The organism is Pseudomonas sp. NGC7 (assembly GCF_047159675.1).
GTDB lineage: Bacteria > Pseudomonadota > Gammaproteobacteria > Pseudomonadales > Pseudomonadaceae > Aquipseudomonas > Aquipseudomonas kermanshahensis.
Window position 1 is genome coordinate 4,274,259 of the sequence record NZ_BAAFZY010000001.1, and the last position, 24,391, is coordinate 4,298,649.

The window sequence follows — 24,391 nt, forward strand, 5'->3', positions numbered from 1 at the left end:
AACAGGCTCAACGCCGCCCCCTGTAGGAGCGGCCTTGTGCCGCGAAAGGGCCGCATAGCGGCCCCAGCGTTTCAAGAAAAGGCCCACGTTGAGCGGTAGTAAGGCCGCTCCAGTTCCGCCACAATCGGCCACTCAGTTCAAGCTGGGACGCCCCGCATGCTCACCACCCTCGCCATCGGTAACTACCGCTCGATCAACCACCTTGTGTTGCCATTGGGCCAACTCAACTTGGTGACCGGTGCCAACGGCAGCGGCAAATCCAACCTGTACAAAGCCCTGCGCCTGCTCGCCGAAACCGCTCAGGGCGGCGTGATCGAAGCGCTCGCTCGCGAAGGCGGACTGGATTCGACCTGGTGGGCGGGGCCTGAGATGAGCGCACGCATGAAGCGCGGTGAAGTGCCCATCCAAGGCCAGCACCCGAGCGACGCCAAACGCCTGCGCCTCGGCTTCGCCACCGAGGATTTCGGCTTTGCCATCTCACTCGGCCTGCCGATTCCCCTGCCCTATCCCAGCGCATTCATGCTCGACCCCGAGATCAAAACCGAAGCCATCTGGGCCGCCGGCGCGTACCGGCCATCGTCCTTGCTGGTTGAACGTAAAAACGCGATGGTTCGTGCCCGGGAGGGAAACAGTTGGACGGTACTCGATCAACATGCCGACAGCTGTGAGAGCTTTTTCAACATCGTAGGCCGGCCACGCCAGGCACCCGAGATCGGGGAGCTGCGGGCGTTCATCAACAGCTGGCGGTTCTACGATCACTTCCGCATCGACCGTGACGCGCCTTGCCGTCAACCACAGCTCGGGACTCGCTCGCCGGTTCTGCATCACGATGGGCGCAACCTTGCCTCGGCATTGCAGACCATCATCGAGATTGGTGAGGTTGAGGACCTCGTAGCGGCACTGGATGACGCGTTTCCTGGGAGTCGCCTGGCGATTGATGCACCGCCGGGTGGGCTGTTCAGCGTACAGCTCCATCAGCATGGGCTTTTGCGCCCGCTGGGGGGTGCTGAATTGTCGGATGGGACCCTGCGTTATCTGCTGTTGATGGCAGCACTGCTGACGCCACGGCCGCCGTCATTGATGGTGCTGAACGAGCCGGAAACCAGCTTGCATGCTGACCTGCTTCCTGCGCTAGCGCGGTTGATCATTCGCGCTTCGCGTCGTAGCCAAGTTTGGGTTGTGTCTCACAGCGCCCCGTTGATAGAGGCGCTGTCGGCCTGTGATGGCTGCAATGTGCTGGAGCTGGAGAAGATCCAGGGGCAAACGCAGCTGCGCGGTGTTGGGCTGTTAGATGAGCCGCTGTGGCGCTGGGTGGATTGATCGCGACCTGAATGCTCTTTCGGGACTGTCAGATTCTTGGTGTGCGGGCCGGTAACGGCCTGCCGTCAGGTAGCCGTGGCTGCAAGCCTGGAATGCCCCTTCGCTGGGTCAATTTTTTGTAAATTTTCAGTAAATTATTTTTAACATTTTCTTTTAAACAATTCTCATTTGCGTTAGTGTCCTGCCCCGATTGCATTCTGCCCCTGGAATCCAACCGCTCGACAAGGACTGTTTCACGATGCCATGCCCACCTTTTTCCCGTGCCCTGCTCACCGTCGCACTGCTCACCGCGACTGCCGTCCAGGCCGAGGAAGCCCATGAGCTTGAACCGCTCCCCGCTACAGAACTGGAAGCTTCGTTCGTCACCGCCACGGGCGGCGGCACTGATGTGCGCGACGCGCCGGCCAGTGTCAGCGTCATTACCCGGGAAGAAATCGAGCGACAGCCGGTCTACGACCTGAACACCCTGCTACGCCGCATACCCGGCGTCACCGGGGGCTACGGCCCGGTGGGCGAGCAGTCGAAAATCAAGCTGCGCGGCCTCGACGACAAATACACCTTGATCCTGGTGGACGGTAAACGCGTCGGCAGTTCCGCCGACACCCATTACCGCCGTGATCTGGGTCGCCAGGACATCAACTGGATCTCGCCGAACATGATTGAGCGGATCGAGATCGTGCGCGGGCCGATGTCATCGTTGTATGGGTCAGACGCCATGGGCGGCGTGATCAATATCATCACTCGCAAAGTGTCCCGTGAGTGGAGCGGCTCGCTCAACGTCAACACCACGATCCCGGAAGACTCCGACCGTGGTCAGACCAACCAGACCAGCGTTAACCTTTCTGGCCCTTTGACCGACTCCCTGGGGCTGCGCCTGGGCGCCAACCTGACTCGGCGCGCTGCCGACGAAGCCGCGCCGCGCCTCGACGCACTGGGTGACTTCGTTTACAACGACGGCGCCGGCGGCGCCAAAGACCACAGCGTCAACGCGTTGCTTAATTGGCAGATCAACGAAAACCATGAGTTGTCCTTCGAAGCGATCCAAGGCGTCGAGCGTTCGTGGTCGTCGAAGAAAACCTACGGCGACTGGGGTGACACGGTAGGTGAAGCCTTCGGTGCCGGACGCCTCACCCGTGATAGCTTCGTGGTCTCTCACCACGGCGACTGGGGCTTTGGCACCTCGCGTATCGACGCTTACCTGAACAAGTTCAACAACGACCTCAGCGAGGGCAAGGCTAACTCGGAAGAAAAAATCGTCGAGGGTAGCCTTAACATCCCGTTTGACCTGTTGGTAAACCAGCGCCTCACCGTTGGCGGCCAGTGGAAGCGTGAGCAACTGACCAACACCGACACGCTGGGCACCGTACCCGTTGATTACCAAGGGGCAGCGGTGGGCGGCGCGGATCTTGAGGGCGACTACTCTGCGCTGTTCGTCGAGGACGAGCTGTTTCTGCTCGATAACCTGTCGCTGACGTTGGGGAACCGCTTCGACCACAGCGACGAATACGGCAACCATAACAGCCCACGTGCTTATCTGGTCTATCACCCTCACCCTGACTGGACGGTGCGCGGTGGCGTGTCACGAGGTTTCCGTGCCCCCAGCCTGAAAGAAGGCAGTGCTGGCGCGGCGACCAACTCGGGCGGTCGCGGTTGTACATCGCTACGCCCGCTGGGTTACGTGACCGGCAGTTGCTGGATGGCCGGCAACCCGAACCTACGCCCAGAAATCAGCACCAACAAGGAGATTGGTGTCTCCTTCGACCGCGACGGTTGGGAGGCCAGCCTCACTTACTTCCACACCGACTTCGAGGACAAAATCGAGTACGCGCCGCTGGGGTATTTCCAGGGCCGCTGGTGGACCATGCTTGAAAATGCTGAGGAGGCCCGCACCCGCGGCTGGGAAGGCAGCACCAAAGTGCCGTTGTGGGAAAATGCCAGCTGGCGCACCAACGCCACCTACATGCTCGAAAGCCGCAACCTGTCGACCGGTGAAGACCTGATCAGCTCGCCGAAGCTGTCGTTGTTCAGCGCCATCGACTGGCAGATCACCGAACGGATCGGCACAGAATTGTCAGCTCAGCACGTGGGCAAGCAACGCGGCCTGGGCACCGACTTCGTCAAGTCGTACACCACGTACGATCTGACCGCCAACTGGTCAGCAACCCGCTGGCTGACCCTGAACGTCGGCGTGCAGAACCTGTTGGATGAAGACCCACGTGATGACTCGACCAGCTTTTACGTACCCGGTCGGGCGTACTTCGCCGGTGTAACTACCTACTTCTAATTGGAAGCGTAAACCCCAGAATTCGCGCTCTTACACGAATTCTGGGTGAGTTGAGTGAGGCGCCGTCGGCGCTCAAGCGGCAGCGACCCGTTCGCCATCACCGCTGACCTCGAACTGCCCCACCAGCTTCTGCAGCTTGCCGGCATCCACCTTCACCTTCTGCGCGCTGTTTTGCAGCACCACTGCGGTTTGGCGCATCTCGCTGGAGGAGTGGTTAACCTGCTCGATGGTCTTGCCGTACTCGATGCTGCGGCGGTTGAGCTGCTGGATGATGGCGAACATGCCCTCCACCGCCTGATGAAGTTGAACGTTCTCCGACGATGCATCCTCGGCCAGGCGCAAACTATCATCGACGTTCTGCACGCCCTCCTCCATAAAACTCACCGCTAGCTGCGTTTCGTTCTGCAGGCCTTCAACCATGTGCCGGATATCGTCGGCCGCCCGCGCGGTGCGGGCCGCCAGGCTGCGCACTTCATCGGCCACCACCGCGAACCCACGGCCATGCTCGCCCGCCCGTGCCGCCTCAATGGCGGCATTTAGCGCCAGTAGGTTGGTCTGGTTGGTGATGTCGCTGATCAGCCCGGTGATATTGCCAATCTGCGCCATGCGGCTGTCGAGCAGCTGCACACTGGAGGCCGAGCGGGCCACCACATCGCGAATCGATTGGGTGCCCGCCTGCACAGCCAGGTACTGTTCGCGGGCGCGGCAGACCACCTCGTCCATGGCCTGCTTCATCTGTTCGGCGCTGACCGAAGCCTGCTGCAGCTCACCGAGCTGCTCCTCCATGATGATCATCATCTGGTGCACCGCATCGGCCACCTCGACAGAGCTCACGCTCGCTTCCTGGCTGCGCCCGAGCATCATCTGGTTGGTGCTGCCAACCGTGCGGCTGGCCTTGACCACCTGCCCCACCACGGCATCCAAGCGGTCGATGAAACTGTTGATCCAGCGCGCCATGTCGCCACTCTCGTCATTGGCCAGGGCGCCCGTGTCCAGGCGCTGGCGCAGGTTGCCCTCACCCTCGGCGATGGTACGCAGTACACCGCTCATGCCGTTCAACCTCGCCGCCAGGCGCCTGGGCCCGAGCACGCCGAACAGCAGCGTAGCGCCGACCATGCTGAGGGCCTGGATGGCGTCGTTCACCCCCTGTGGCAATCCGGCGTAATGCTGCACCAGGTAATTACAGCCGAACAGCCCAACCATGCTCGCCACGTAGGGTTTCATCAACCGGTAGCTCAGCGAACGGCGGCGGTAGACCTCCTCCAAGTCTGCCTCGCACATCATGCCCCAGCGGTCGGGCGACCCTGGTAACTGGAAGGTCACGCCCTTGCCGACCACGGGCACATGGCGGTAGTCCGAATAACCCGGGTACGTCACGAACAGGTTGGCGCCACGCCGTATGGTTTCCCGCACGCCGGGGTGCAGTTCACGCGTCGCGGGGTCGGTGAAGCGCAGCTCCAACTCGGTATGGCGCTGCACCTGCACAGTGCTCCAGGGCGTGCGCACGCCGCTCTTGAGGTTTTCACCATGGGTAAACGTCCCGTCTTCGAAGCGCGAACGGGACAAGGCGATGCCTGGCTGCACGGTCGGGTCGAAGCGTGACTGCACCATGAACAGGTAATTGTCGCCCGACTCGGCATAGATATGCCCGGCCTCGCGCTGGATCAGGTCGCCCAGCACATCATTGGGGACCCGACCACACAGGCAACCCAGGACTTTGCCCGCGTGCCTGATCGGCTGATAGAACATCAGCGTCACCTCATCGTGAAAACGCGACGAGGATGGGCCGATCTGCAAGGTCAACGGGTCGCTGTACGGCCCGTGAAGAAACGGCGCTTTCAAACCATGGGCCAACGCCGCGAGCTGCTCGATCTGCGTGCTGCCACGCTTTGGCCAAGTGGATACCCTGACGTTGCCCGTGCTGTCGATCACACTCAGTTCGGAAAAGTCTTCGGCCTGTGCCAGTTTGTCGAGTAGTGCCGAAGGCTGCACATGAGCGAAGTCTGCTGCCAGGTATTCCGCCAACTCTGCCAAGTGATCCCATTGTTCGCGCGCCCAGTTGTGCAGCAACTGCACCCGCGTCTGGGCAATGGCTTCGAACGTCTGCTCGATTTCTCCATAGTTCGAACGATTGAGGCGGCACGCCCACCCCATGCTGAACTTGCCGGCTTTGCCAAACCAGGGCAGCCAGCCCCGCTCGCTCGATGACAACTGCATGGAACTACTTGAAAGCGACATTAAGTTCACCACATGCGACACAGATATCAAAATGCCAGCAACTTCCACGCCAACTGTAATCCAAGCGTATTGAGGGGTAGTAGCTGGCACTGGACGCTTACTGATGGTGCATAAAGGCTGTTATTTCAGGCCACTTTGCACCCTGAAGGGGCGCGGGGAGAATGAAGCGATCGTTGTGGGAGCAACTGTCTTGTGGTGCTTGTGCCGGCCTCATCGCTGGCAAGCCAGCTCCCACAGGTGCGGCGCTAGCCTTTGAGACTACACATTTCGGGTGGGAGCGGCCTTGTGCCGCGATGGGCCGCAAAGCGGCCCCACTACAGGCTATGAATAACTTACTGAACAGCACTACGGACTAGGCGGGCTCTAACGACTATTGAGGTGTACGTTAGGAAGGCTGGAATCTCGTGTTGCAGGCATGGCACAGCCAGGTACGACGCCACTCTTCGTACTGATCATATTGCACAACGTTGTGCCGCCAGTGCCGCACAAATCCGATCACACCGATGGTGATGAACGTGACACCAATGAAGAACCTGGTCCAGTCCACTTCCCAGGACAATTTAAGCCCATCGTAAAGGATGATGCCCCCCACCACTGTAAGCACTATCGGGCCACGCAGACGTTTAGCGCCTGGAGGTGCGACGCTAGCGCTCAAGTTAGTCTGCTGGCGCCCGGTCGTTTCAACAGTTACACGCGGCCCGAACCCTGAGTGCGCCTCATGAGTGGCTTGGAAATGAGAGGTTCCGGCGGCATGAATGACAGAAAGAAGCTGTACGTTTTGACCCTGACAGTGTGGGCAGGTGATGGCATTTTGACTTACCACAAATTCAGTCCTTTGAGATGGTAGAGGCGCGAATTTTAAACTAATTCTGAATATCCGTGCACTCACATGGAGTTACGTTTCCCTGAGCGGTGAGCGCGATACATGTAGTTACGCCTAACCGATGAAAAATCAGATTTAGCCCCTTTCTTGTAGGGCATTTCCCAAAGATACTCGCGACGCCTTTTTTTCGTTGCGCACGCAAAACGTGAGTCATAGTCTCGGCCTGTCGCTGCCAATCCAGCGACCGGTTTTGACAGGCCGTCGATTGTTGTCCGTGTGCATACGCTTATGGCGGCTGTACGTGCGGGCACCCTCGTGTGCGCCGAGTGCCAACAATCTCGGTCTGTCAACCCGCGTACAGCTGCCACCTTCTTGTTTGACAGCGAGGCGGGCTGCAGCTCAACCATTGTTGGAGCGTAAGCATGCTGAAGATAGTCCCCGATCCACCCCACAACTTCCACTCCCTGGAAGACACGCTAATGATGGCTGCAGACTACGCACTCTGTGCCGAAGCCGTCGCCCAGCAGGCGATGATGATGCAACCCAAGTCGTCCTCCTCCTTGTTGATCATGGCCTCAGTGCACGAACTCGAAGCCCTGCGCAGAATGCTTGAAGTGGCATTGGCACAGCTGCAAATGCCGACGGGTCCGACGAGCCAGCACTGATGGGAGATCAAACCATGGCCACCGAAGAAACCAAATTCACTGTCGGCAAAACCACCTTCTACCAAGGTGAAAACCAGACCCACCCGCTGTTCCGCATCGAACCCGGCATCCCCTGCCAAAGCGCCCGCGAACAAGCCTCGGAACTGATGGGCTATGCCCGCGACCTCTCCATCGACGGCCTCATGGAAGGCAAACCCCAACTGCTCTGGGCCTCGCACTACCTCTGCGCCCTGGCCAAAGCGCTGCTCGACGATGCTGAACTTGGAATGATGGCCACCTCTTGATCACAACCTCTCTAAAGGCCCAACGCCCTATCTGTATGAGCGGCCCGGGCACCGGACCGGTCGGAAAGGGCCGCAAAGCGGCCCCAGCGATCCAAGCACAATCGCAGATGCCTCCCCCAGAAAAAGCCACTAACGGCCGAGTATTGAAGGGCGGAAGACCAAAGGCTTTAGAACCATTCATCTAGTGCGCGCAGGCGATGAAGTGCGTGTTTGTATTCGCAAAAGAGGGATTCACCAGAGCGAGCGGTTCCAGCCGCGTTCTCCGCGTAAATTCCGTCGCAGTCAGTTTTGACATACTGCTCCCACAGCGCCTGAGAGCCTTTGAGCATTGAAGGAACTTTCTCGTAGGATGCAAACCTATCTGGGTGCTCGGCCATATCCTGAGCGGTCACCATTTTTTCCTGATACTTCTTTTTGACTCCTTCATTCGCCGCCTGCACCATCGCTAACAGGCACAGATCACTATCTTGCGTCGTACGCGTGTTCGGCTTTCTTAAGCACTGTTGCCACTCGGTTTCAATCTTCGCAGCGAACTGACGCACTGCCTCATCTAGGGCCTCTTCCCTCCCAACATCAGCATGCACCATGCCGGCTGCCAACAAAGCCAGAAAACCTGCTTTAATAATCCTTTTCATAGATCTCACTCCTTGAGGTGAAAATTCGCCGGCTGCATCGTGTTGGAGAAGCACGTTGTATCCCAACTAATATTAGTACCAACCGTCGAGTGCACGCAGTCGCTGGAGCGCGTGTTTGTACTCACACAAAAGTGCATTAGTAGACCGAGCGGTTCCAGCTACGCTCTCTTCGTAAATCCCATCACAATCAGATTTGACATATTCCTTCCACCGTACCTGAGAAGCCTTAAGCATGACAGGGACTTTCTCATAAGATGAAAATATGTCAGGACTCTCAGTCATTTGCTGAGCCTTAACCAGTTTTTCCTGGTACTTAACCTCCACTTTCTCGTTACTTGTGCGCACCATCGCGGAGAGACACATGTCGCTATCATTCGTAGTGTGCACGTCTGGTCTACTTAGGCACTGCTGCCACACCGCCTCCACCTTTGCTGCGAACTGACGGACCGCATCATCCAGCTCTTCCTCGCGGCCAACATCAGCATGGGCAGCACCCATCACGATCAACAACCCTATGCAGATTCCTTGAAACAACCCTTTCACGCGCCTCACTCCTTGAGATGTCTATTAGGGACTGCATATTGCTGCAAAAAGAGATTGCGCACTACCAAGCGGCGTCCATTTACTTGTAGCGCAGCTACGGCGGTGCTCGATTCAGGGCCTCGGCAGCCTGGTTAGCAGTAGTCGCGGCCTTCCGGGACAGCTCATCTACGCGCTTGTCACGCTCGGCCATAGCGGCCTCATGGGCTTTGCAGATCTGGGCCATCGGGCCGCCCTATTGCGCCCCGCTAATCCGAACCGGCGTAGATCCTCAAGAGTAATAAAACTGCCCTTGTCGTTGTAGAACTCTTTGAGCTTGCCTTGGCGCAGAAGCTTGCCGCGCTCCGGCCCGAGGATCTCGTCCTGACGCACTGCCGATTGCTTCCCGTTCCATTCGGCATAGGTGGTCGACTCCGGCACCTGGCCGTCCCTACTCGCCCGCGTTGCGCCAGCGCTGACTCCGGCGCGGCCCGCCAGCGCCTCAACGCTTATCGTGCAGCTCTGGTGGCCAAGCGCTGAAGAACCCTATGATTCCCGGCATCATTACGTAGATCCAGTGCTTGCCAGGGTATACGCAGATACCGACAGCCCAGATAGCTAACAACGCTCCACCCGCTCGCCTCCTACGCTTAGGCGTGAACCACTCCTGAAACGCCTTATGTCTCTCCCGCAATCCCATTACCACTCTCCTTGTTTGGTAAGGGGCGAAGCTTACCACCACGAATTGCGGCGCTCCTCGCCAGCGCCATACACGCTAACGAAAACGCCGCCTGATGAGGCGGCGCTGACTGACGAAGATCGGACGTTACCAGGTCTTCGGCTCTGACTTCTTGTACGAACCACCGGTCATGCACTTCTCGACCAAGTCTTCGCGAGCCTTGTTGTCCGGAAGCGTTTTCAGGTAATCGGGCTGGCAGTGTTCTGCAGTGGGCTCGTAGGAAGCAGTGTCGGCGGCGTCTTCTTTGCAGCCGGCCAAGCCAATAGCGAGTGCGGCAACGAAGAGCGGAGCAATGGCTAGTTTCATGAGGGTCCTTCCTGTGAAATGGCCGGGCGTTATAGCAAAGATCCACCCCTCCCGCAAAATGTGACTCAACTCTAGCCCAATCAGAATCGCGCCACCCCAGCGAGGGCGGCGCCCTCAGTCGAAATTGCCTTGCCGCAGATCACGACCAAAAAATGGGGGTTCAAGGGCTCAGGGTGAGGAATAGAAGTTTCCCGCTCCGATTACCCGTGCGGACCACCTGCAAGGTCACCAATTTGCCGTTGCTCAAGGCCTGAATGCCCTCGTTCTCGACGGTGTCAGCCTGAATTCCCATCGCTGATAGCTGTGAAACCAGGGCCTCAGGGGCAATGTATTCCGACTTGACGATCTTGCCGTGCCGGTCAAACAGGTTCACGCCGAAATAGTGGTACGGGGTTGCCTTCATGCGCGACGACCAATAGCCGCCCATGGTCATTGCATAGCCGTTATCTGTTACCGCGAAACCCTGGTGCTTGGGTAGATTGAGCTGCTCAGAATTTCGGTACCCGGAGTACTGCGGCGCAAAATTCACGTACCGAACGTGTTTGAAGCTGCTGTCGAGCACCGAGTACTGGCCGCGGCTCTGCCCAAGGGCGTCTTCCGGCGTCTTGAACTTTTCGACATACCACTCGCCACCTTTGTGATAGAAACTCTGGGCAACGTTGCTTGCAACCGCCTCAAGCTTTTGCGTGGTGCCGAAACCGGATTGATCATCTACAAGACGGTAGCGCGTAAGGGCGCTATCGGACCGCAGGAAGGCAACATCACCACCCTCTTCCTGGGTCACCACAAGGCCCTCGGACACCGAGGCCTGAGGCTCAGGAATGATGTAGGTCGAGAGCAATTCACCAGAGCTCCACCGGTACTTCTCAATCACGGCGCGAGCAGGCCGGCCATTGGAGTACCGCAGAACGTACAGCAGGTCACGTTGCTCATCGATTTCAAAGCCTTGTGGGTACGTGAATCGAACACCAAGACGCTGAACCGTCTCCTGATAGCTTTGGGACTTGAAGTCCAGCGCTTTCAAGATTGAAAAGTTGGGCTCCGCATGGGTCGCCACCGACGCCTCGAACGCGCTCATGATTTGAGAATGGGCAGCGATTGCCGCAGCCGAGCCCGCCTGAGCATGGCTAAACGAGCTGACGAAGATTGTGCTGACGCCGATGAGTAACAATCTCGAAAGAGTCGCCATGTTCTGTTTCTCCTTCATGAGTATCGAAAGCGCCGCATCCCACGCTGGAAACCTCAGCGATCCGTAACACGCCACTGTGCCACAACCCCTTGTTGCTCCCGTAGCAGCCTCTGGATTGCCTTCCGTTGGGCAGCCAGCGCGTTTGGCAGTTCAGACAACCTTTCCTATCGACGATAACGCCACCCCAGCGAGGGCGGCGCATGCATGGAGAAAGCTATGATTGAAGCCACCGAGAAGCAGCTCGGCCTGCTCTGGCTCACCCTTGGCTTGTGCGCTGAATGCTCAGACCGACACAGCATCAGCCGCAGCCACTTCCTCACAAGCCCGGGCTACGAGGACTCGAACAACCTTGATGTGCTGGTGGCGACCGGCCTGAACAAGCGGGCGGAGAAAGATGGCCAGAAGATCGCGGGGCATACGACTGACGGTATGACCAGGAACTACCAGAAGCTGGATAGTGGCGAATTCGCCGGATAGTTTTGCGCCCATTTTGCGCAGAGCCGCCCATAAAAAAATCCAGTCACCGCGAAGTGACTGGATTTTTTAGGGATTTTTGGTCGGGACGGAGTGATTCGAACACTCGACCCCTTGCACCCCATGCAAGTGCGCTACCGGGCTGCGCTACGCCCCGACTCTATTCTCGATACCGCTGAGAACGTTGAAGAATCTACCCTAACCTTTTGATAAATGAAAGCTTTTTCTCAAAAAAATTTCCATTCGTCGGAGCAAATCACTTCTTCAACACCACCAACACATCCTCCAACTCAACAATCATCTGCCGAATCAGTTGCTTGTACTGGCTTGACTCATCTTTCACCTCATCACTGGAGAGCCGCAACCGCGCCCCGCCAATGGTGAACCCCTGGTCATACAGCAGCGCTCGAATCTGGCGGATCATCAGCACGTCCTGGCGCTGGTAATACCGCCGATTCCCCCGCCGCTTCACGGGGTTCAACTGAGGGAACTCCTGCTCCCAATACCGCAGCACGTGCGGCTTTACCGCGCAAAGCTCGCTGACTTCACCAATGGTGAAGTAGCGTTTGCCCGGTATGGGGGGCAGTTCGTCGTTATGGCTTGGTTCCAGCATAGGCCTCAACCCGGGCCTTCAACTTCTGCCCTGGACGAAAGGTGACGACGCGGCGAGCGGTGATCGGGATCTCTTCCCCTGTCTTGGGGTTGCGGCCCGGCCGCTGGCGTTTGTCGCGGAGGTCGAAGTTGCCGAAGCCGGACAGCTTGACCTGCTCGTTCTCTTCAAGTGCGTGCCGAATTTCTTCGAAAAACAGCTCGACCAACTCCTTGGCCTCACGCTTGTTAAGCCCCAGCTCCTCGTACAGCCTTTCGGCCATCTCAGCTTTCGTCAGAGCACCCATGCCGTTATTTCCTTAACGTGGTGTTCAACCTTTGTTCGAGCGAGGTGAGGATATTTTGCAGGGTAACGTTCACCTCATCGTCGTTAAGAGTGCGCGATGGATGCTGCCAGGTCAAGCCGACGGCCAGGCTTTTTCTATCAGGATCAATGCCTTTACCTTGGTAGACATCAAACAGCCTGAGGTCTGTGAGCCATTCGCCTGCATTGTCACGAATTAATTCAAGCACCGCGTTAGAAGCTACATCACGTCCTGCAATCAACGCCAGGTCACGACGGGTTTCTGGGAACTTGGACAGTTCGCTGAACTTCGGCAGGCGGCCTTCGACCACCTCACCCAATACCAGCTCGAACAGGAACACCGGGCGATCCAGGCCCAGGGCTTTGGCAAGCTCAGGGTGAATGGCGCCGAGGTGGCCGACGGGCTTGCCGTCGCGCTCGATGAGGGCGGTTTGGCCTGGGTGCAGGGCGGGGTGTTTGCCGGCGCTGAAGGTGAAGTCGCTCAGCGCGCCGGAGTAACCCAGCAGGGCTTCCACGTCGGCTTTGACGTCGAAGAAGTCGATGCCGTCGCGGCCGTTGGCCCAGCCTTCTGGCAGGCGGCTGCCGGTGACGACGCCAGCGATCATCGGTTGCTGCTCGAGGTTACCGAGCTGGCCGACGAAGCGCAGGCCGCTTTCGAACAGGCGTACGCGGTCTTGCTGGCGGTTGAGGTTGTGCTGCAGCGCCTTGACCAGGCCCGGCCACAGGGACGCGCGCATGGCGGCCATGTCGCTGGAGATGGGGTTGGCCAGCAGCAGCGGCTCGACGCCAGGGGTGAACAGCTCGAACAACTTCGGGTCGATGAAGCTGTAGGTGATGGCTTCCTGGTAGCCGCGGGCGACCAGCAGGCGGCGCAGGTTCGGCAGGTCACCGCGGGTTTCCGGCTTGCCCTGGGGCGCGAGGCGCGCCTGTGGGTAGCGGACCGGCAGGTTGTTGTAGCCGTACAGGCGGGCCAGCTCTTCGATCAGGTCGACTTCCAGGCTGATGTCGAAGCGGTGGCTTGGGACGTTGACGGTCCACTGCCCTGCCCCGTTCGCCGTGGTGGTCAGCTCCAGGGCGTTGAGCAGTTGCTCGACCTGGGCGGCTTCCAGCTCCATGCCAAGCATCTGGGTGATGCGTTCGGCGCGCAGTGTTACCGGGGCGACGTTCGGCAGGTGCTGTTCGCTGACGGCTTCGACGATCGGGCCGGCTTCGCCGCCGACGATTTCCAGGATCAGCGCGGTGGCGCGTTCCATGGCTTCGCGGGCCAGCTGCGAGTCGACGCCGCGCTCGTAGCGGTGCGAGGCATCGGTGTGCAGGCCGTAGGAACGGGCCTTGCCAGCAACGGAGATCGGCTCGAAGAAAGCGCTCTCGAGGAACAGGTCGCGGGTTTTTTCGGTGTTGACGCCGCTGTGCTCACCACCCATGACGCCAGCAATGGCCAGGGCGCGGGTGTGGTCGGCGATGACCAGGGTGTCGGCACGCAGGGCGACTTCCTGGCCGTCGAGCAGAACGAGTTTTTCGCCCTCTTCGGCCATGCGGACGCGGATGCCGCCGTTGATTTCGGCAAGGTCGAAGGCGTGCATCGGCTGGCCGAGTTCGAGCATCACGTAGTTGGTGATGTCGACGGCGGCGTCGATGCTGCGCACGTCACTGCGGCGCAGGCGTTCGACCATCCACAGCGGGGTCGGCTTGGACAGGTCGACGTTGCGGATAACGCGGCCCAGGTAGCGTGGGCAGGCAGCCGGGGCAGTCACTTCGACCGGGCGCACTTCGTCGTGGGCAGCCGGTACAGCCGGGACGACTGGGCGGGTGACCGGGACGTTGTACAGGGCGCTGACATCGCGGGCCAGGCCGGCCAGGGACAGGCAGTCGCCGCGGTTCGGGGTCAGGCCGATTTCGATGCTGGCGTCGTCCAGGCTCAGGTACTGGCGAATGTCTTCGCCAACCGGGGCGTCATCCGCCAGTTCCAGCAGGCCGTCGTTTTCTTCGCTGATCTGCAGCTCGGCCGCCGAGCACAGCATGCCGAACGACTCGACGCCGCGCAGCTTGGCCTTCTTGATCTTGAAGTCACCTGGCAGTTCGGCACCGATCATGGCGAACGGGATCTTGATGCCCGGGCGCGCATTGGGGGCGCCGCAGACGACCTGGAAGGTTTCCTGGCCGTTGCTGACCTGGCAGACGCGCAGCTTGTCGGCGTCCGGGTGTTGCTCGGTGGCGAGGATTTCGCCCACGACGATGCCGCTGAACTGGCCGGCAGCGGGGGTTACGCTGTCGACTTCGAGGCCGGCCATGGACAGGCGGGCGACCAGTTCGTCACGGGAGACTTGCGGGTTTACCCAACCGCGCAGCCACTGTTCACTGAATTTCATGCTGTTCTCCTGAAAGTTGCGTCGGGCATTGACCTAGCGGAATTGCGCGAGGAAGCGCAGGTCGTTGTCGAAGAACAGACGCAAATCGTTGACGCCATAGCGCAGCATGGCCAGGCGCTCGGCGCCCATGCCGAAGGCGAAGCCCTGGAATTCTTCAGGGTCGATGCCGGACATGCGCAGCACGTTCGGGTGGACCATGCCGCAGCCCATGACTTCGAGCCAGCCGGTCTGCTTGCAGACGCGGCAGCCTTTGCCAGAACACATCACGCACTGGATGTCGACTTCAGCGGACGGCTCGGTGAAGGGGAAGAACGACGGGCGGAAGCGCACAGCCAGTTCTTTTTCGAAGAAGACGCGCAGGAATTCTTCGATGGTGCCCTTGAGGTCGGCGAAGTTGATATCGCGATCGATCAGCAGGCCTTCGACCTGGTGGAACATCGGCGAGTGGGTGATATCCGAGTCGCAGCGGTAGACGCGGCCCGGGCAGACAATGCGAATGGGCGGCTGGCTGGACTCCATGGTCCGCACCTGCACCGGCGAGGTGTGGGTGCGCAGCAGCATGTTGGCATTGAAATAGAAGGTGTCGTGCATCGCCCGCGCCGGGTGGTGGCCGGGGATGTTGAGCGCTTCGAAGTTGTGGTAATCGTCTTCGACCTCTGGGCCTTCGGCAATGCCGTAGCCGATGTGGGTGAAGAACTGCTCGATGCGCTCGAGTGTACGGGTAATCGGGTGCAGGCCACCGGTGGTCTGGCCACGGCCTGGCAGGGTCACGTCAATGCATTCGGCAGCCAGGCGAGCGCTGAGCTCGGCTTCTTCATAGGCGGCCTTGCGTGCGTTGAGCACCTCGGTGACGCGTTCCTTGGCATCGTTGATCAGCGCGCCGACTTTCGGCCGCTCTTCGGCTGGCAGGTTGCCCAGGGTCTTCATCACCTGGGTCAGCTCGCCTTTCTTGCCGAGATATTGAACCCGGATCTGTTCCAGGGCATTGATGTCTTCAGCGCGCTCTACGGCCTCAAGGGCTTGCGAGACCAGCGCATCCAGGTTTTCCATGTACAGACTCCAGATACGAAAATAGGGGAAGAGCTTTGAAGGCTCTTCCCCTATCGATGACGTTCAATGCCCGGCGACGCTAGCGCCGCCGGGTGATTGTCGCGGGTACTTAAGCCAGAACGGCTTTAGCTTTCTCGACAATCGCAGCAAACGCCGCTTTTTCGTTCACTGCCAGATCGGCCAGAACCTTACGGTCGATTTCGATCGACGCCTTTTTCAGGCCAGCAATCAGACGGCTGTAAGACAGACCGTTGGTGCGGGCACCGGCGTTGATACGAGCGATCCACAGTGCGCGGAACTGACGCTTCTTCTGGCGACGGTCACGGTAGGCGTATTGACCGGCCTTGATGACAGCCTGCTTGGCTACGCGGAATACGCGCGAGCGTGCACCGTAGTAACCTTTAGCCAGTTTCAGAATTTTTTTGTGACGCTTACGAGCGATAACGCCGCGCTTTACACGAGCCATGAGTAACTTCCTCTATCTTTGACCAGAATTAACGAACGCGCAGCATGCGCGCGACTTTCGCGACGTCAGACGGGTGCAGCAAGCTGCTACCACGCAGTTGACGCTTACGCTTGGTCGACATTTTGGTCAGGATGTGGCTCTTGAAAGCGTGCTTGTGCTTGAAGCCCGAAGCTGTTTTCAGGAAACGCTTCGCAGCACCGCTCTTGGTTTTCATTTTTGGCATGTTGGAACTCCGCATTCGATAAAATTACACATAATCATCAGGCCTGCCGTGCCCGGGAGATTACTTCTTTTTCTTGGGGGCGATGACCATCATAAGCTGGCGTCCTTCCATCTTAGGATGCTGCTCAACGGTGCCGTATTCAAGCAGGTCATTTTCAACCCGCTTCAACAGCTCCATGCCCAGCTCCTGGTGGGCCATCTCACGACCACGGAATCTCAGAGAGATCTTGGCCTTGTCCCCATCGGTAAGGAAACGTACCAGGTTGCGTAGTTTTACCTGGTAATCCCCATCCTCCGTCCCTGGACGAAACTTGATTTCTTTGATCTGGATCTGCTTCTGGTTTTTCTTGGCTTCGTTAGCCTGCTTCTTCTTTTCGAAGAGGTGCTTGCCGTAGTCCATGACCTTGCAGACCGGCGGTACCGCGTCTGCAGAGATTTCCACCAGATCCAGCTTCGCTTCATCAGCGATACGCAGCGCTTCATCAATCGAGACGATGCCAACCTGCTCGCCGTCTGCGCCAATTAACCGAACCTCGCGGGCCGAGATATTCTCGTTGATCGGGGCCTTCGGTACAGCACGTTTATCGTTTCTCATTTCACGCTTAATAGTCATTACTCCGATTCTTGGCGACCACGCCGGGAAACCGCTTGTGTCAGGAGCTCAGCGAATTGCGCGACGGGCATGGAGCCCAGGTCTGCGCCTTCGCGAGTACGCACAGCGACGGTTTGCGTTTCGACTTCGCGGTCCCCTATAACCAAAAGGTACGGGACCTTGAGCAAAGTATGCTCGCGGATTTTAAAGCCGATCTTCTCATTTCTCAAGTCCGACTTGGCACGGAAACCGCTACCGTTCAGAGATTTCTCAACTTCAAGGGCGAAATCGGCCTGTTTGTCGGTGATATTCATGACCACTGCCTGGGTCGGCGCCAGCCATGCCGGGAACACACCCGCGTAATGCTCGATGAGCATGCCGATGAAGCGTTCGAACGAACCGAGGATGGCGCGGTGCAGCATTACCGGGCGCTTGCGGCTATTGTCTTCGGCGATGTAGCTGGCGTCCAGACGCTCTGGCAAGTTCGGATCGTACTGCAGGGTACCACACTGCCAGTTACGGCCGAGGCAGTCGCGCAGGGTAAATTCGATCTTCGGACCGTAGAACGCGCCCTCGCCCGGCTGGTATTCCCACTCCAGGCCAGACTCGTTCAGGGCATCGGCCAGGGCGCCTTCGGCGCGGTCCCACAGCTCTTCAGAGCCCACGCGCTTGGCTGGGCGGGTCGAGAGCTTCATGGCGATGTCACTGAAACCGAAGTCCTTGTAGACGTCCAGGGTCAGCTTGATGAAGTCGGCGGCTTCTTTCTTCACCTGATCTTCGGTGCAGAAGATGTGCGCGTCGTCCTGGGTGAAGCCACGCACACGCATGATGCCGTGCAGGGCGCCGGACGGCTCATTACGGTGGCAAGCACCGAACTCGGCCAGGCGCATCGGCAGGTCGCGGTACGACTTCAGGCCCTGGTTGAACACCTGCACGTGGCACGGGCAGTTCATCGGCTTGACCGCGTAGTCACGGTTTTCCGACGACGTGGTGAACATGTTCTCGGCGTAGTTGGACCAGTGGCCGGAACGCTCCCACAGAATACGGTCAACGACCTGCGGGGTCTTGATTTCGAGGTAGTTGTTGTCGCGCTGAACCTTGCGCATGTACTGCTCGAGCACCTGATAGACGGTCCAGCCGTCCGGGTGCCAGAACACCATGCCTGGGGCTTCCTCCTGCAGGTGGAAGAGGTCGAGCTGCTTGCCGATCTTGCGGTGGTCGCGTTTTTCGGCTTCTTCGATGCGCTGGATATAGGCGGCCAGCTGCTTCTTGTCAGCCCAGGCGGTGCCGTAGACGCGTTGCAGCTGCTCGTTCTTGGCATCGCCGCGCCAGTAGGCGCCGGACAGCTTGGTCAGCTTGAATGCCTTGAGGAAGCGCGTGTTCGGCACGTGCGGGCCACGGCACATGTCGACGTATTCTTCGTGGTAGTACAGGCCCATGGCCTGTTCATCCGGCATGTCTTCGACCAGGCGCAGCTTGTAGTCTTCGCCACGGGCCTTGAACACGTCGATGACTTCGGCGCGCGGGGTCATCTTCTTGACGACGTCGTAATCCTTCTCGATCAGCTGCAGCATGCGCTTTTCGATGGCGGCCATGTCTTCTGGGGTGAAGGGGCGCTCATAGGCGATGTCGTAATAGAAGCCTTCGTCGATCACCGGGCCGATCACCATCTTGGCGGTCGGGTACAGCTGTTTCACCGCGTGGCCGATCAAGTGGGCGCACGAGTGACGGATGATCTCCAGTCCCTCTTCATCTTTAGGGGTGATGATCTGCAGGGTGGCGTCGTGGGTGATCAGGTCGCAGGCGTCGACCAGCTTGCCGTCGACCTTGCCGGCCAGGGTGGCCTTGGCCAGGCCGGCACCAATAGAGGCGGCGACGTCGGCTACGGATACGGCGTGATCAAACGAACGTTGACTGCCATCGGGAAGAGTAATAGTGGGCATGGCGCCTCCTCTCCTAGTGGTGACCCCTACCAAAGGTCACGTGGGTTGGGATGAGCCAGTACAAGATCCGCGCTGTCTTTCTCGAGAGAAAGCCTGCCTCACAGTGGCAGAAGCCTTTCGGCTTACCAGGGGCGAACCAGAGTGACTGGAAGGTAAAAAACAGGTGAGCTGCACGTTGTCAGCTACAAGCCGAGCATGCTAGCACGCGGGGTTGGGCACGATGCAGAAATATTTGGAAATTACACAACCGGGGTGAACTTACACGGAAAAATTCCTATCAGACTTTGGGAAGCATCCTACTCTTGATGAGACCTAAACCAAGGAGTGTCTGGTTATGAGATTTCCGTCTCTTCTGGCCCTGAGCGTTGCTGGCGCCCTGCTGCTGCCGGTTGCGGCCAACGCGGGTTCGTTCCCGGCTGGCGCGAAGCAAAACTACATGTCCCAGTGCACCAAGGTCGCCTCTGGCCAGGGCCTGGACGCCAAGGCGGCGCAGCAGCACTGCACCTGTGGCGCAACAGCTATCGAAAAGAACTTCAGCGATGAAGAGATCAAGGACCTGAACAGCAGTGATGGCGTGGACGCCAAACTGATGCAGAAAGCTCAAACGGTTGTTAAGCAAGCATGCACGAAGGGCTGAAACCATAAAGCCGGGGTTCGCCACCCATTGTTTGCGCTGGATCAACATCTGGCGAACGTAAAAGGCGCTAGATGCGCAGAATTAGACTATGATGTTGCCGGTGCTTCGGAGCCTCGGCAACATCGCACCACTGAAAAAATCAAATGTCTGGAGATTCACCCCATGTCCAATCGCCAAAACGGCACCGTCAAATGGTTCAATGATGAAAAAGGCTACGGCTTCATCACCCCACAAAGCGGCGGCGACGACCTCTTCGTACACTTCAAGGCCATCGAATCTGACGGCTTCAAGAGCCTGAAAGAAGGCCAGGCTGTTTCCTTCGTGGCCGAAAAAGGCCAGAAAGGTATGCAGGCTGCACAGGTTCGTCCGGAGTAATTCGGACAGCTGTAAAAAAACCCGCCCAAGTGGCGGGTTTTTTTATGGGGTTCGCAACGGCTTAGCCGCAGTTGACGCGGGTTACCACACCTTGCTCATCCACATTCAGGTTAAGGCGCTCGGAGCGGTACTCCAGGGTCACCACGTCGTGCGGCTTGAGAATACGCGCCATCTGCGAACCACTGGCCTTGCGGGCCTGCTCCAGCAGGTCTGGGCTGCCCGGCTTGCCAATGGCAAAATCGGCACCGCTGGCTTCGCAGCGACCGTCGTTGCCTGCCGGTGCGGCAGGCGCACTGCCCGCAGAATTGCCACCTGTACTGCAACCAGCCAGCACAGCAGCCACCGCCAGGGTCGCCAGGTAAGCACGGGTACGGAACATGAATCCTCCTAAAATCGATCTGGGCACTGTCTGATCCGACAGCTGCGCGCATTGTTTGTTGCAAAACCGCACAAGTCTGCCTGAACATGCCGGTGGAGGCGAAATGCAATCGTGACTGGATTTTGCACAATACGCTTGGTTTGCCGCGCAAAGCTTTTTATTCTTATGTCGCAGAGTCATTGACGCAAAGGCATGATTTACTGCAAGAAGTGGAGCGCGCCGTGCCTCCCTCGAACATCAGGATCCGGTGTTCGCCCCTTCGTCCCAGGCCCCCAGTGAGAGCCTTTCATGAGCAGCCACAGCATCGACGCCGATATCAAGGTCAAATGGGCGGAGGGCCAGAGTGCCTACAGCCCCAGCACGCCGGAGGAGTTGCTACTGATTGCCATCGACCTGCTGGTGCGCGACCGCGGCAGCGAAGCGGCGCGCAGCTTTATGGACCAAGCGTTCGAGCGCTTCGCCAGGCATTCCCCTATTGCAATCGAGCCAGGCGCGCGCTGAGCAGGTCGAAAAAGCCCTGAGCATCCCCCTCCTCTACCCACATGACGTTGGCGGGCTGTTTCAGCACGCCATACCAGTCGGCGATGGTCTGGCCAAAGGTCGGGCCCTCGCGGCTGTCGATGACCATGTGAATGCGTCGCCCACTGAATAGCTCGGGTTTTAGCAGGTAGGCAATGACACTGGCGTCGTGCACCGGGCCGCCAGGCATGCCGTACAGGTCCATGTCGTGGGTGATGTAGGCATTGAGAATATCCACGACCCGCTTGCTGGCCTGGTTGTTGACCGCCGCGAGTTGCTTGAGGCGTGCTTCGCTGGTCAGCAGCTTGTGGGTGACGTCCAGCGGCAGGTAAGTCAGTTGTACGCCACTGGCCAGCACCACCTCGGCGGCATGCGGGTCGGCGTACAGGTTGAATTCGGCTGCAGGGGTGATGTTGCCGCCGTTGAAATGGGCGCCGCCCATGACCACGACTTCTTTGATGCCTTGGGCGATCTCCGGGCGCTGGATAAGCGCCAGGGCCAGGTTGGTCTGTGGGCCGAGCATGGCCAGGGTGATGCTGTGAGGTTGTGCGCTGCCGAGAGTGTCGACCAGGTATTGCACGGCATTGCCTTGGGCCAGCGGCTTTTGCGGCGCGTGGACTTGCACACCGGTCAGGCCTTCTTCGCCATGCACTTCGGCGGCGTAGATGGGCGTGCGCACCAGCGGGCGGCCGGCCCCGGCGTACACGGGGATGTCTTCGCGGCCAGCCCATTCGCGGGCCAGGCGGGCGTTGCGTGAGGTTTTATCGAGGCGCACGTTGCCGGCCACGGTGGTGATGGCGCGGATGTTCAGCTCATCGGGCGAGGCCATGGCCAGGAACAGCGCGACCACGTCGTCGGCACCGGGGTCGGTGTCGATGATCAGATCGCGCGGGGCGGCCTGGAGGGTGGTGGTGGTGGCTGCGGCCATGAGGGTGAGTCCTTGTAACAGCGGTTTGAGCATGGGGCACTCCTGTTGCCTTGGTAACGGTTGCGGGGCCGCTTTGCGGCCCAATCGCCGGCAAGCCAGCTCCTACAGAGATTGTGAATACTTCGGCAAACTGCACAGGACCTGTGGGAGCCGGCTTGCCGGCGATCGAGGGCAGCGCCCTCGGCTAAAAGGTCACCCCGGATATCAGGGCAATGTTGCTGTACGGCTGGCACTCCCCCGTGCGCACCACGGCACGCGCACTGCGTGACAGCACTTTGAATTCCTCATGGCTCATCCACTCCCGCTTGCCCAGCTTACCGCGCAAGCGCTCAATCTCGACCAGCCCGGGCGGCACCACTTTCTGCATCTCCTCGGCCAGCACATGCCGCTCTACCTGCATCTCGCTCAGCACCACCCGCAGCACACTGGCAAAGTCCGGTATGCCCGGCGTCAGCGCCAGGTCGATCAGCTCGACGCCAGGCGGCACCGGCAGCCCGGCATCGCCAATCACCAGAATGTCGCCATGCCCCAACCCGGCAATGGTCCGTGACAGGGCGATATTGAGCAGCGCGGTCTTTTTCATGGCTGCAACTCCGAGAGGTAGGGAATCGACGGCTGCGCCCCCACGCGAGTGACCGACAATGCGGCGGCGCGCTGGCCGAAAGCGATTGCCTCGCCCTCCTCCAGGCCCCGCACCAAAGCTGCGGCAAAACCACCTACGAAGGTGTCGCCAGCGGCCGTGGTGTCCACCGGCTGCACCACCGGCGCAGGGAAGTGCTGATGGCCCTGCGCGGTCACCAACAGGGCGCCTTGGGCGCCGAGGGTGATGATCACTTTGCCAGCGCCCAGTTGCAGCAATCGCTCACCGGCGCGCAGGGCGCTGCCCTGGTCGGTGACAGTGATACCGGTCAGTGCTTCGGCCTCGCTTTCGTTTGGGGTCAGGTAATCGATATGGCCGAACCAGGTTGAGGGCAGCGGGCCTGTAGCAGGCGCCGGATTGAGGATGACACGCTTGCCCAGTTCGTGCCCCCTGGCCAAGGCCCAGGCCACGGTTTCGGCCGGCACTTCCAACTGACAGATGATGACGTCGGCCGCCTGCAGCAACGTGTCGAAGCGCTGCACCGACTGCGGCGTTAGCAGGCCATTACCACCCGGGATGATGACGATGCAGTTCTGACTGGCGGCGTCGACGGTGATCAGCGCCACACCGCTGGAAACCCCTTGGCACACGCTCACCGCCTGGCAATCAACGCCTTCGCGCTCCAGCGCCTTGCGCAGTTGCTGGCCATAGGCGTCATCGCCGACGTTGCCGACCATTGCCACACCGCCACCCAACCGTGCCACCGCCACTGCCTGGTTGGCGCCCTTGCCGCCGGGCGCCGTGAAAAACGCCTCGCCAGGCAAGGTTTCGCCCGCCCTTGGCAAACGCTGGGCGCGGGCGACCAAGTCCATGTTGAGGCTACCGACCACCACTACCTTGGCATGCATAAGCGCTCCTTAGCGGTAATCATTGAACAGGTCCGGGCGTGGCCCGGTGGACTCGCGCTGCACGATGCGCGGGGCGACGATGCGCTGCTCTGCCGTACCCTGGCGAGGCGTGGCGATGCGCGAGAGCAGCAACGCGGCGGCGTTTTCGCCCAGCTCGCGGATCGACTGGCCCACGGTGGTCAGCGGCGGGTAGACGTAACGGCTGAGCTCGATGTCATCGAAGCCAATCACCGACAGTTCACCCGGTACGTTGATGTTGCGCTCGGCGGCGGCGCGCAGCACGCCAAAGCCGATCATGTCGTTACCGGCGAAGATCGCCGTCGGCCGGTTGCCGTCCAGCAACTGTGCGGCCGCGCCGTGGCCGCCTGGGCTGGTGAAATCGCAATGCAGCACGCGGCTGGGCTCCGCCTCTACCCCCGCCTCTTGCAGCGCCCGACTGAAACCGGCCAGGCGCAGTTGGCTGACACCGGTTTCGGCCGGGCCGCCGATGTAGGCGATGTCGCGATGGCCAAGCTCAAGCAGGTGCCGGGTGGCCAGGTAAGCGCCGTGCTCGTGGTCGATGCGCACCAGGTCGGCGTCGACGCCGTCCAGCTCGCGGTCGACGATGACCATGGGTGTGCGCACGCAGGCCAGGCTTTGCAACAGGTCGCTGTCTTCACCTACAGACGCTACAACCAAGCCATCGATGCGTTTTTCCAGCAGCACACGCAGGTAGCTGCGCTGCTTTTGCGGGTTGTCGTCGGAGTTGCACAGGATCACGCAGTAGCCGTTGCGTTCGCAGGCGTCTTCGATCCCTCGGGCCAGTTCGGCGAAGTACGGGTTGACGCTGTTGGGCACCAGCAAGCCGATGGTGGCAGTGCTGCGCGCCTTGAGCGAGCGCGCCACCGCGCTGGGTACGTAGTCGAGCTCGACGATGGCGGCCTCGACCTTGAGCCGCACCTGTTCACTGACAGGGCGGGTCTTGTTCAACACATGGGACACGGTGGTGTAAGAAATACCCGCCAGTGCCGCGACGTCTTTAATGGTTGCCATGT

General features: G+C 59.7%; 26 protein-coding genes and 1 tRNA gene. 8 read left to right on the forward strand and 19 right to left on the reverse strand.

Annotated elements, in window-relative coordinates:
- Window positions 1–156 precede the first annotated feature (156 nt).
- A complete protein-coding gene (locus ACMCNM_RS19055) occupies window positions 157–1,320 on the forward strand; it encodes an AAA family ATPase (protein WP_186679892.1) in 1,164 nt (387 codons plus the stop codon).
- 238 nt (window positions 1,321–1,558) lie between these two features.
- The gene (locus tag ACMCNM_RS19060) at window positions 1,559–3,604 is read left to right on the forward strand and encodes a TonB-dependent receptor domain-containing protein (RefSeq protein ID WP_412765174.1); all 2,046 of its coding nucleotides are present in this window, start codon (window positions 1,559–1,561) and stop codon (window positions 3,602–3,604) included.
- A gap of 72 nt (window positions 3,605–3,676) precedes the next feature.
- On the opposite strand, the gene ACMCNM_RS19065 is transcribed toward ACMCNM_RS19060, so the two are convergent.
- Complete coding sequence (locus tag ACMCNM_RS19065) at window positions 3,677–5,842, reverse strand: methyl-accepting chemotaxis protein (protein ID WP_412765175.1); 2,166 nt, start codon at window positions 5,840–5,842, stop codon at window positions 3,677–3,679.
- A gap of 1,245 nt (window positions 5,843–7,087) precedes the next feature.
- Here ACMCNM_RS19065 and ACMCNM_RS19070 point away from each other — a divergent pair.
- Entirely contained in the window at window positions 7,088–7,330 is a 243-nt protein-coding gene (locus tag ACMCNM_RS19070) for a hypothetical protein (RefSeq protein WP_412765176.1), read from the forward strand.
- Between the two features lie 14 nt (window positions 7,331–7,344).
- A complete protein-coding gene (locus ACMCNM_RS19075) occupies window positions 7,345–7,614 on the forward strand; it encodes a DUF3077 domain-containing protein (RefSeq protein WP_412765177.1) in 270 nt (89 codons plus the stop codon).
- 167 nt (window positions 7,615–7,781) lie between these two features.
- On the opposite strand, the gene ACMCNM_RS19080 is transcribed toward ACMCNM_RS19075, so the two are convergent.
- From ACMCNM_RS19080 to ACMCNM_RS19095, 4 genes are all read right to left on the reverse strand, one after another.
- A complete protein-coding gene (locus tag ACMCNM_RS19080) occupies window positions 7,782–8,249 on the reverse strand; it encodes a lysozyme inhibitor LprI family protein (RefSeq protein WP_412765178.1) in 468 nt (155 codons plus the stop codon).
- A 72-nt stretch (window positions 8,250–8,321) separates the two neighbouring features.
- Window positions 8,322–8,792: a lysozyme inhibitor LprI family protein gene (locus ACMCNM_RS19085; RefSeq protein WP_186703218.1), complete on the reverse strand. Its 471-nt coding sequence runs from the start codon at window positions 8,790–8,792 to the stop codon at window positions 8,322–8,324.
- A gap of 802 nt (window positions 8,793–9,594) precedes the next feature.
- Entirely contained in the window at window positions 9,595–9,813 is a 219-nt protein-coding gene (trbK, locus tag ACMCNM_RS19090) for an entry exclusion lipoprotein TrbK (protein WP_412765179.1), read from the reverse strand.
- A 160-nt stretch (window positions 9,814–9,973) separates the two neighbouring features.
- The gene (locus ACMCNM_RS19095) at window positions 9,974–11,002 is read right to left on the reverse strand and encodes a hypothetical protein (RefSeq protein ID WP_412765180.1); all 1,029 of its coding nucleotides are present in this window, start codon (window positions 11,000–11,002) and stop codon (window positions 9,974–9,976) included.
- Between the two features lie 216 nt (window positions 11,003–11,218).
- On the opposite strand from ACMCNM_RS19095, the gene ACMCNM_RS19100 reads away from it, so the two are divergent.
- On the forward strand, window positions 11,219–11,479 hold the full coding sequence (locus ACMCNM_RS19100) for a hypothetical protein (RefSeq protein ID WP_186680082.1): 261 nt from the start codon (window positions 11,219–11,221) through the stop codon (window positions 11,477–11,479).
- Between the two features lie 77 nt (window positions 11,480–11,556).
- On the opposite strand, the gene ACMCNM_RS19105 is transcribed toward ACMCNM_RS19100, so the two are convergent.
- The 9 genes from ACMCNM_RS19105 to thrS all read right to left on the reverse strand — a co-directional run bounded on the left by ACMCNM_RS19105 (window position 11,557) and on the right by thrS (window position 19,031).
- Window positions 11,557–11,633 (reverse strand) — tRNA-Pro (locus tag ACMCNM_RS19105).
- A 99-nt stretch (window positions 11,634–11,732) separates the two neighbouring features.
- Window positions 11,733–12,089, reverse strand: coding sequence for a MerR family transcriptional regulator (locus ACMCNM_RS19110; RefSeq protein WP_008100384.1), 357 nt, complete (start codon window positions 12,087–12,089; stop codon window positions 11,733–11,735).
- On the reverse strand, window positions 12,070–12,372 hold the full coding sequence (gene ihfA, locus ACMCNM_RS19115; RefSeq protein ID WP_003250679.1) for an integration host factor subunit alpha: 303 nt from the start codon (window positions 12,370–12,372) through the stop codon (window positions 12,070–12,072). Before ihfA ends, ACMCNM_RS19110 begins: the two co-directional genes overlap by 20 nt.
- Window positions 12,373–12,376: 4 nt before the next feature.
- Window positions 12,377–14,758, reverse strand: coding sequence for a phenylalanine--tRNA ligase subunit beta (gene pheT / locus ACMCNM_RS19120; protein WP_412765181.1), 2,382 nt, complete (start codon window positions 14,756–14,758; stop codon window positions 12,377–12,379).
- Between the two features lie 33 nt (window positions 14,759–14,791).
- Complete coding sequence (gene pheS / locus ACMCNM_RS19125) at window positions 14,792–15,808, reverse strand: phenylalanine--tRNA ligase subunit alpha (protein ID WP_027596148.1); 1,017 nt, start codon at window positions 15,806–15,808, stop codon at window positions 14,792–14,794.
- A 109-nt stretch (window positions 15,809–15,917) separates the two neighbouring features.
- Window positions 15,918–16,274: a 50S ribosomal protein L20 gene (rplT, locus tag ACMCNM_RS19130; protein WP_003250671.1), complete on the reverse strand. Its 357-nt coding sequence runs from the start codon at window positions 16,272–16,274 to the stop codon at window positions 15,918–15,920.
- Window positions 16,275–16,302: 28 nt separating this feature from the next.
- On the reverse strand, window positions 16,303–16,497 hold the full coding sequence (rpmI, locus tag ACMCNM_RS19135; RefSeq protein WP_008100408.1) for a 50S ribosomal protein L35: 195 nt from the start codon (window positions 16,495–16,497) through the stop codon (window positions 16,303–16,305).
- 60 nt (window positions 16,498–16,557) lie between these two features.
- On the reverse strand, window positions 16,558–17,109 hold the full coding sequence (infC, locus tag ACMCNM_RS19140) for a translation initiation factor IF-3 (RefSeq protein WP_016487884.1): 552 nt from the start codon (window positions 17,107–17,109) through the stop codon (window positions 16,558–16,560).
- Complete coding sequence (gene thrS / locus ACMCNM_RS19145; protein ID WP_027596147.1) at window positions 17,109–19,031, reverse strand: threonine--tRNA ligase; 1,923 nt, start codon at window positions 19,029–19,031, stop codon at window positions 17,109–17,111. Before thrS ends, infC begins: the two co-directional genes overlap by 1 nt.
- A gap of 334 nt (window positions 19,032–19,365) precedes the next feature.
- Between thrS and ACMCNM_RS19150 the strand changes: the two genes are divergently transcribed.
- Window positions 19,366–19,668, forward strand: a complete 303-nt coding sequence (locus tag ACMCNM_RS19150) for a hypothetical protein (RefSeq protein ID WP_099454632.1) — start codon at window positions 19,366–19,368, stop codon at window positions 19,666–19,668.
- A gap of 162 nt (window positions 19,669–19,830) precedes the next feature.
- Entirely contained in the window at window positions 19,831–20,043 is a 213-nt protein-coding gene (locus ACMCNM_RS19155) for a cold-shock protein (RefSeq protein ID WP_027596145.1), read from the forward strand.
- A 61-nt stretch (window positions 20,044–20,104) separates the two neighbouring features.
- On the opposite strand, the gene ACMCNM_RS19160 is transcribed toward ACMCNM_RS19155, so the two are convergent.
- Window positions 20,105–20,422, reverse strand: a complete 318-nt coding sequence (locus ACMCNM_RS19160) for an I78 family peptidase inhibitor (RefSeq protein ID WP_027596144.1) — start codon at window positions 20,420–20,422, stop codon at window positions 20,105–20,107.
- 288 nt (window positions 20,423–20,710) lie between these two features.
- On the opposite strand from ACMCNM_RS19160, the gene ACMCNM_RS19165 reads away from it, so the two are divergent.
- Window positions 20,711–20,923, forward strand: a complete 213-nt coding sequence (locus ACMCNM_RS19165; RefSeq protein ID WP_027596143.1) for a hypothetical protein — start codon at window positions 20,711–20,713, stop codon at window positions 20,921–20,923.
- Here ACMCNM_RS19165 and ACMCNM_RS19170 read toward each other — a convergent pair.
- The 4 genes from ACMCNM_RS19170 to ACMCNM_RS19185 all read right to left on the reverse strand — a co-directional run bounded on the left by ACMCNM_RS19170 (window position 20,895) and on the right by ACMCNM_RS19185 (window position 24,389).
- Entirely contained in the window at window positions 20,895–21,902 is a 1,008-nt protein-coding gene (locus ACMCNM_RS19170; protein ID WP_412765182.1) for a nucleoside hydrolase, read from the reverse strand. The two genes, ACMCNM_RS19165 and ACMCNM_RS19170, sit on opposite strands and share 29 nt — an antisense overlap.
- Window positions 21,903–22,053: 151 nt before the next feature.
- On the reverse strand, window positions 22,054–22,452 hold the full coding sequence (rbsD, locus tag ACMCNM_RS19175; protein WP_027596141.1) for a D-ribose pyranase: 399 nt from the start codon (window positions 22,450–22,452) through the stop codon (window positions 22,054–22,056).
- Window positions 22,449–23,357 carry a ribokinase gene (rbsK, locus tag ACMCNM_RS19180; RefSeq protein ID WP_412765183.1) on the reverse strand — a complete coding sequence of 303 codons (909 nt, stop codon included), beginning with the start codon at window positions 23,355–23,357 and terminating at the stop codon, window positions 22,449–22,451. The genes rbsD and rbsK overlap by 4 nt, the downstream gene beginning before the upstream one ends.
- A 9-nt stretch (window positions 23,358–23,366) precedes the next feature.
- Window positions 23,367–24,389 carry a LacI family DNA-binding transcriptional regulator gene (locus ACMCNM_RS19185; RefSeq protein WP_412765184.1) on the reverse strand — a complete coding sequence of 341 codons (1,023 nt, stop codon included), beginning with the start codon at window positions 24,387–24,389 and terminating at the stop codon, window positions 23,367–23,369.
- Window positions 24,390–24,391: the final 2 nt, after the last annotated feature.

Bases quoted from the DNA above. Each gene is read 5' to 3' on its own strand.
- ACMCNM_RS19055 (WP_186679892.1), top strand. From the start codon at position 157: ATGCTCACCACCCTCGCCATCGGTAACTACCGCTCGATCAACCACCTT.
- ACMCNM_RS19060 (WP_412765174.1), top strand. From the start codon at position 1,559: ATGCCATGCCCACCTTTTTCCCGTGCCCTGCTCACCGTCGCACTGCTC.
- ACMCNM_RS19065 (WP_412765175.1), bottom strand. From the start codon at position 5,842: ATGTCGCTTTCAAGTAGTTCCATGCAGTTGTCATCGAGCGAGCGGGGC.
- ACMCNM_RS19070 (WP_412765176.1), top strand. From the start codon at position 7,088: ATGCTGAAGATAGTCCCCGATCCACCCCACAACTTCCACTCCCTGGAA.
- ACMCNM_RS19075 (WP_412765177.1), top strand. From the start codon at position 7,345: ATGGCCACCGAAGAAACCAAATTCACTGTCGGCAAAACCACCTTCTAC.
- ACMCNM_RS19080 (WP_412765178.1), bottom strand. From the start codon at position 8,249: ATGAAAAGGATTATTAAAGCAGGTTTTCTGGCTTTGTTGGCAGCCGGC.
- trbK (WP_412765179.1), bottom strand. From the start codon at position 9,813: ATGAAACTAGCCATTGCTCCGCTCTTCGTTGCCGCACTCGCTATTGGC.
- ACMCNM_RS19095 (WP_412765180.1), bottom strand. From the start codon at position 11,002: ATGGCGACTCTTTCGAGATTGTTACTCATCGGCGTCAGCACAATCTTC.
- ACMCNM_RS19100 (WP_186680082.1), top strand. From the start codon at position 11,219: ATGATTGAAGCCACCGAGAAGCAGCTCGGCCTGCTCTGGCTCACCCTT.
- ACMCNM_RS19110 (WP_008100384.1), bottom strand. From the start codon at position 12,089: ATGCTGGAACCAAGCCATAACGACGAACTGCCCCCCATACCGGGCAAA.
- ihfA (WP_003250679.1), bottom strand. From the start codon at position 12,372: ATGGGTGCTCTGACGAAAGCTGAGATGGCCGAAAGGCTGTACGAGGAG.
- pheT (WP_412765181.1), bottom strand. From the start codon at position 14,758: ATGAAATTCAGTGAACAGTGGCTGCGCGGTTGGGTAAACCCGCAAGTC.
- pheS (WP_027596148.1), bottom strand. From the start codon at position 15,808: ATGGAAAACCTGGATGCGCTGGTCTCGCAAGCCCTTGAGGCCGTAGAG.
- rplT (WP_003250671.1), bottom strand. From the start codon at position 16,274: ATGGCTCGTGTAAAGCGCGGCGTTATCGCTCGTAAGCGTCACAAAAAA.
- rpmI (WP_008100408.1), bottom strand. From the start codon at position 16,497: ATGCCAAAAATGAAAACCAAGAGCGGTGCTGCGAAGCGTTTCCTGAAA.
- infC (WP_016487884.1), bottom strand. From the start codon at position 17,109: ATGACTATTAAGCGTGAAATGAGAAACGATAAACGTGCTGTACCGAAG.
- thrS (WP_027596147.1), bottom strand. From the start codon at position 19,031: ATGCCCACTATTACTCTTCCCGATGGCAGTCAACGTTCGTTTGATCAC.
- ACMCNM_RS19150 (WP_099454632.1), top strand. From the start codon at position 19,366: ATGAGATTTCCGTCTCTTCTGGCCCTGAGCGTTGCTGGCGCCCTGCTG.
- ACMCNM_RS19155 (WP_027596145.1), top strand. From the start codon at position 19,831: ATGTCCAATCGCCAAAACGGCACCGTCAAATGGTTCAATGATGAAAAA.
- ACMCNM_RS19160 (WP_027596144.1), bottom strand. From the start codon at position 20,422: ATGTTCCGTACCCGTGCTTACCTGGCGACCCTGGCGGTGGCTGCTGTG.
- ACMCNM_RS19165 (WP_027596143.1), top strand. From the start codon at position 20,711: ATGAGCAGCCACAGCATCGACGCCGATATCAAGGTCAAATGGGCGGAG.
- ACMCNM_RS19170 (WP_412765182.1), bottom strand. From the start codon at position 21,902: ATGCTCAAACCGCTGTTACAAGGACTCACCCTCATGGCCGCAGCCACC.
- rbsD (WP_027596141.1), bottom strand. From the start codon at position 22,452: ATGAAAAAGACCGCGCTGCTCAATATCGCCCTGTCACGGACCATTGCC.
- rbsK (WP_412765183.1), bottom strand. From the start codon at position 23,357: ATGCATGCCAAGGTAGTGGTGGTCGGTAGCCTCAACATGGACTTGGTC.
- ACMCNM_RS19185 (WP_412765184.1), bottom strand. From the start codon at position 24,389: ATGGCAACCATTAAAGACGTCGCGGCACTGGCGGGTATTTCTTACACC.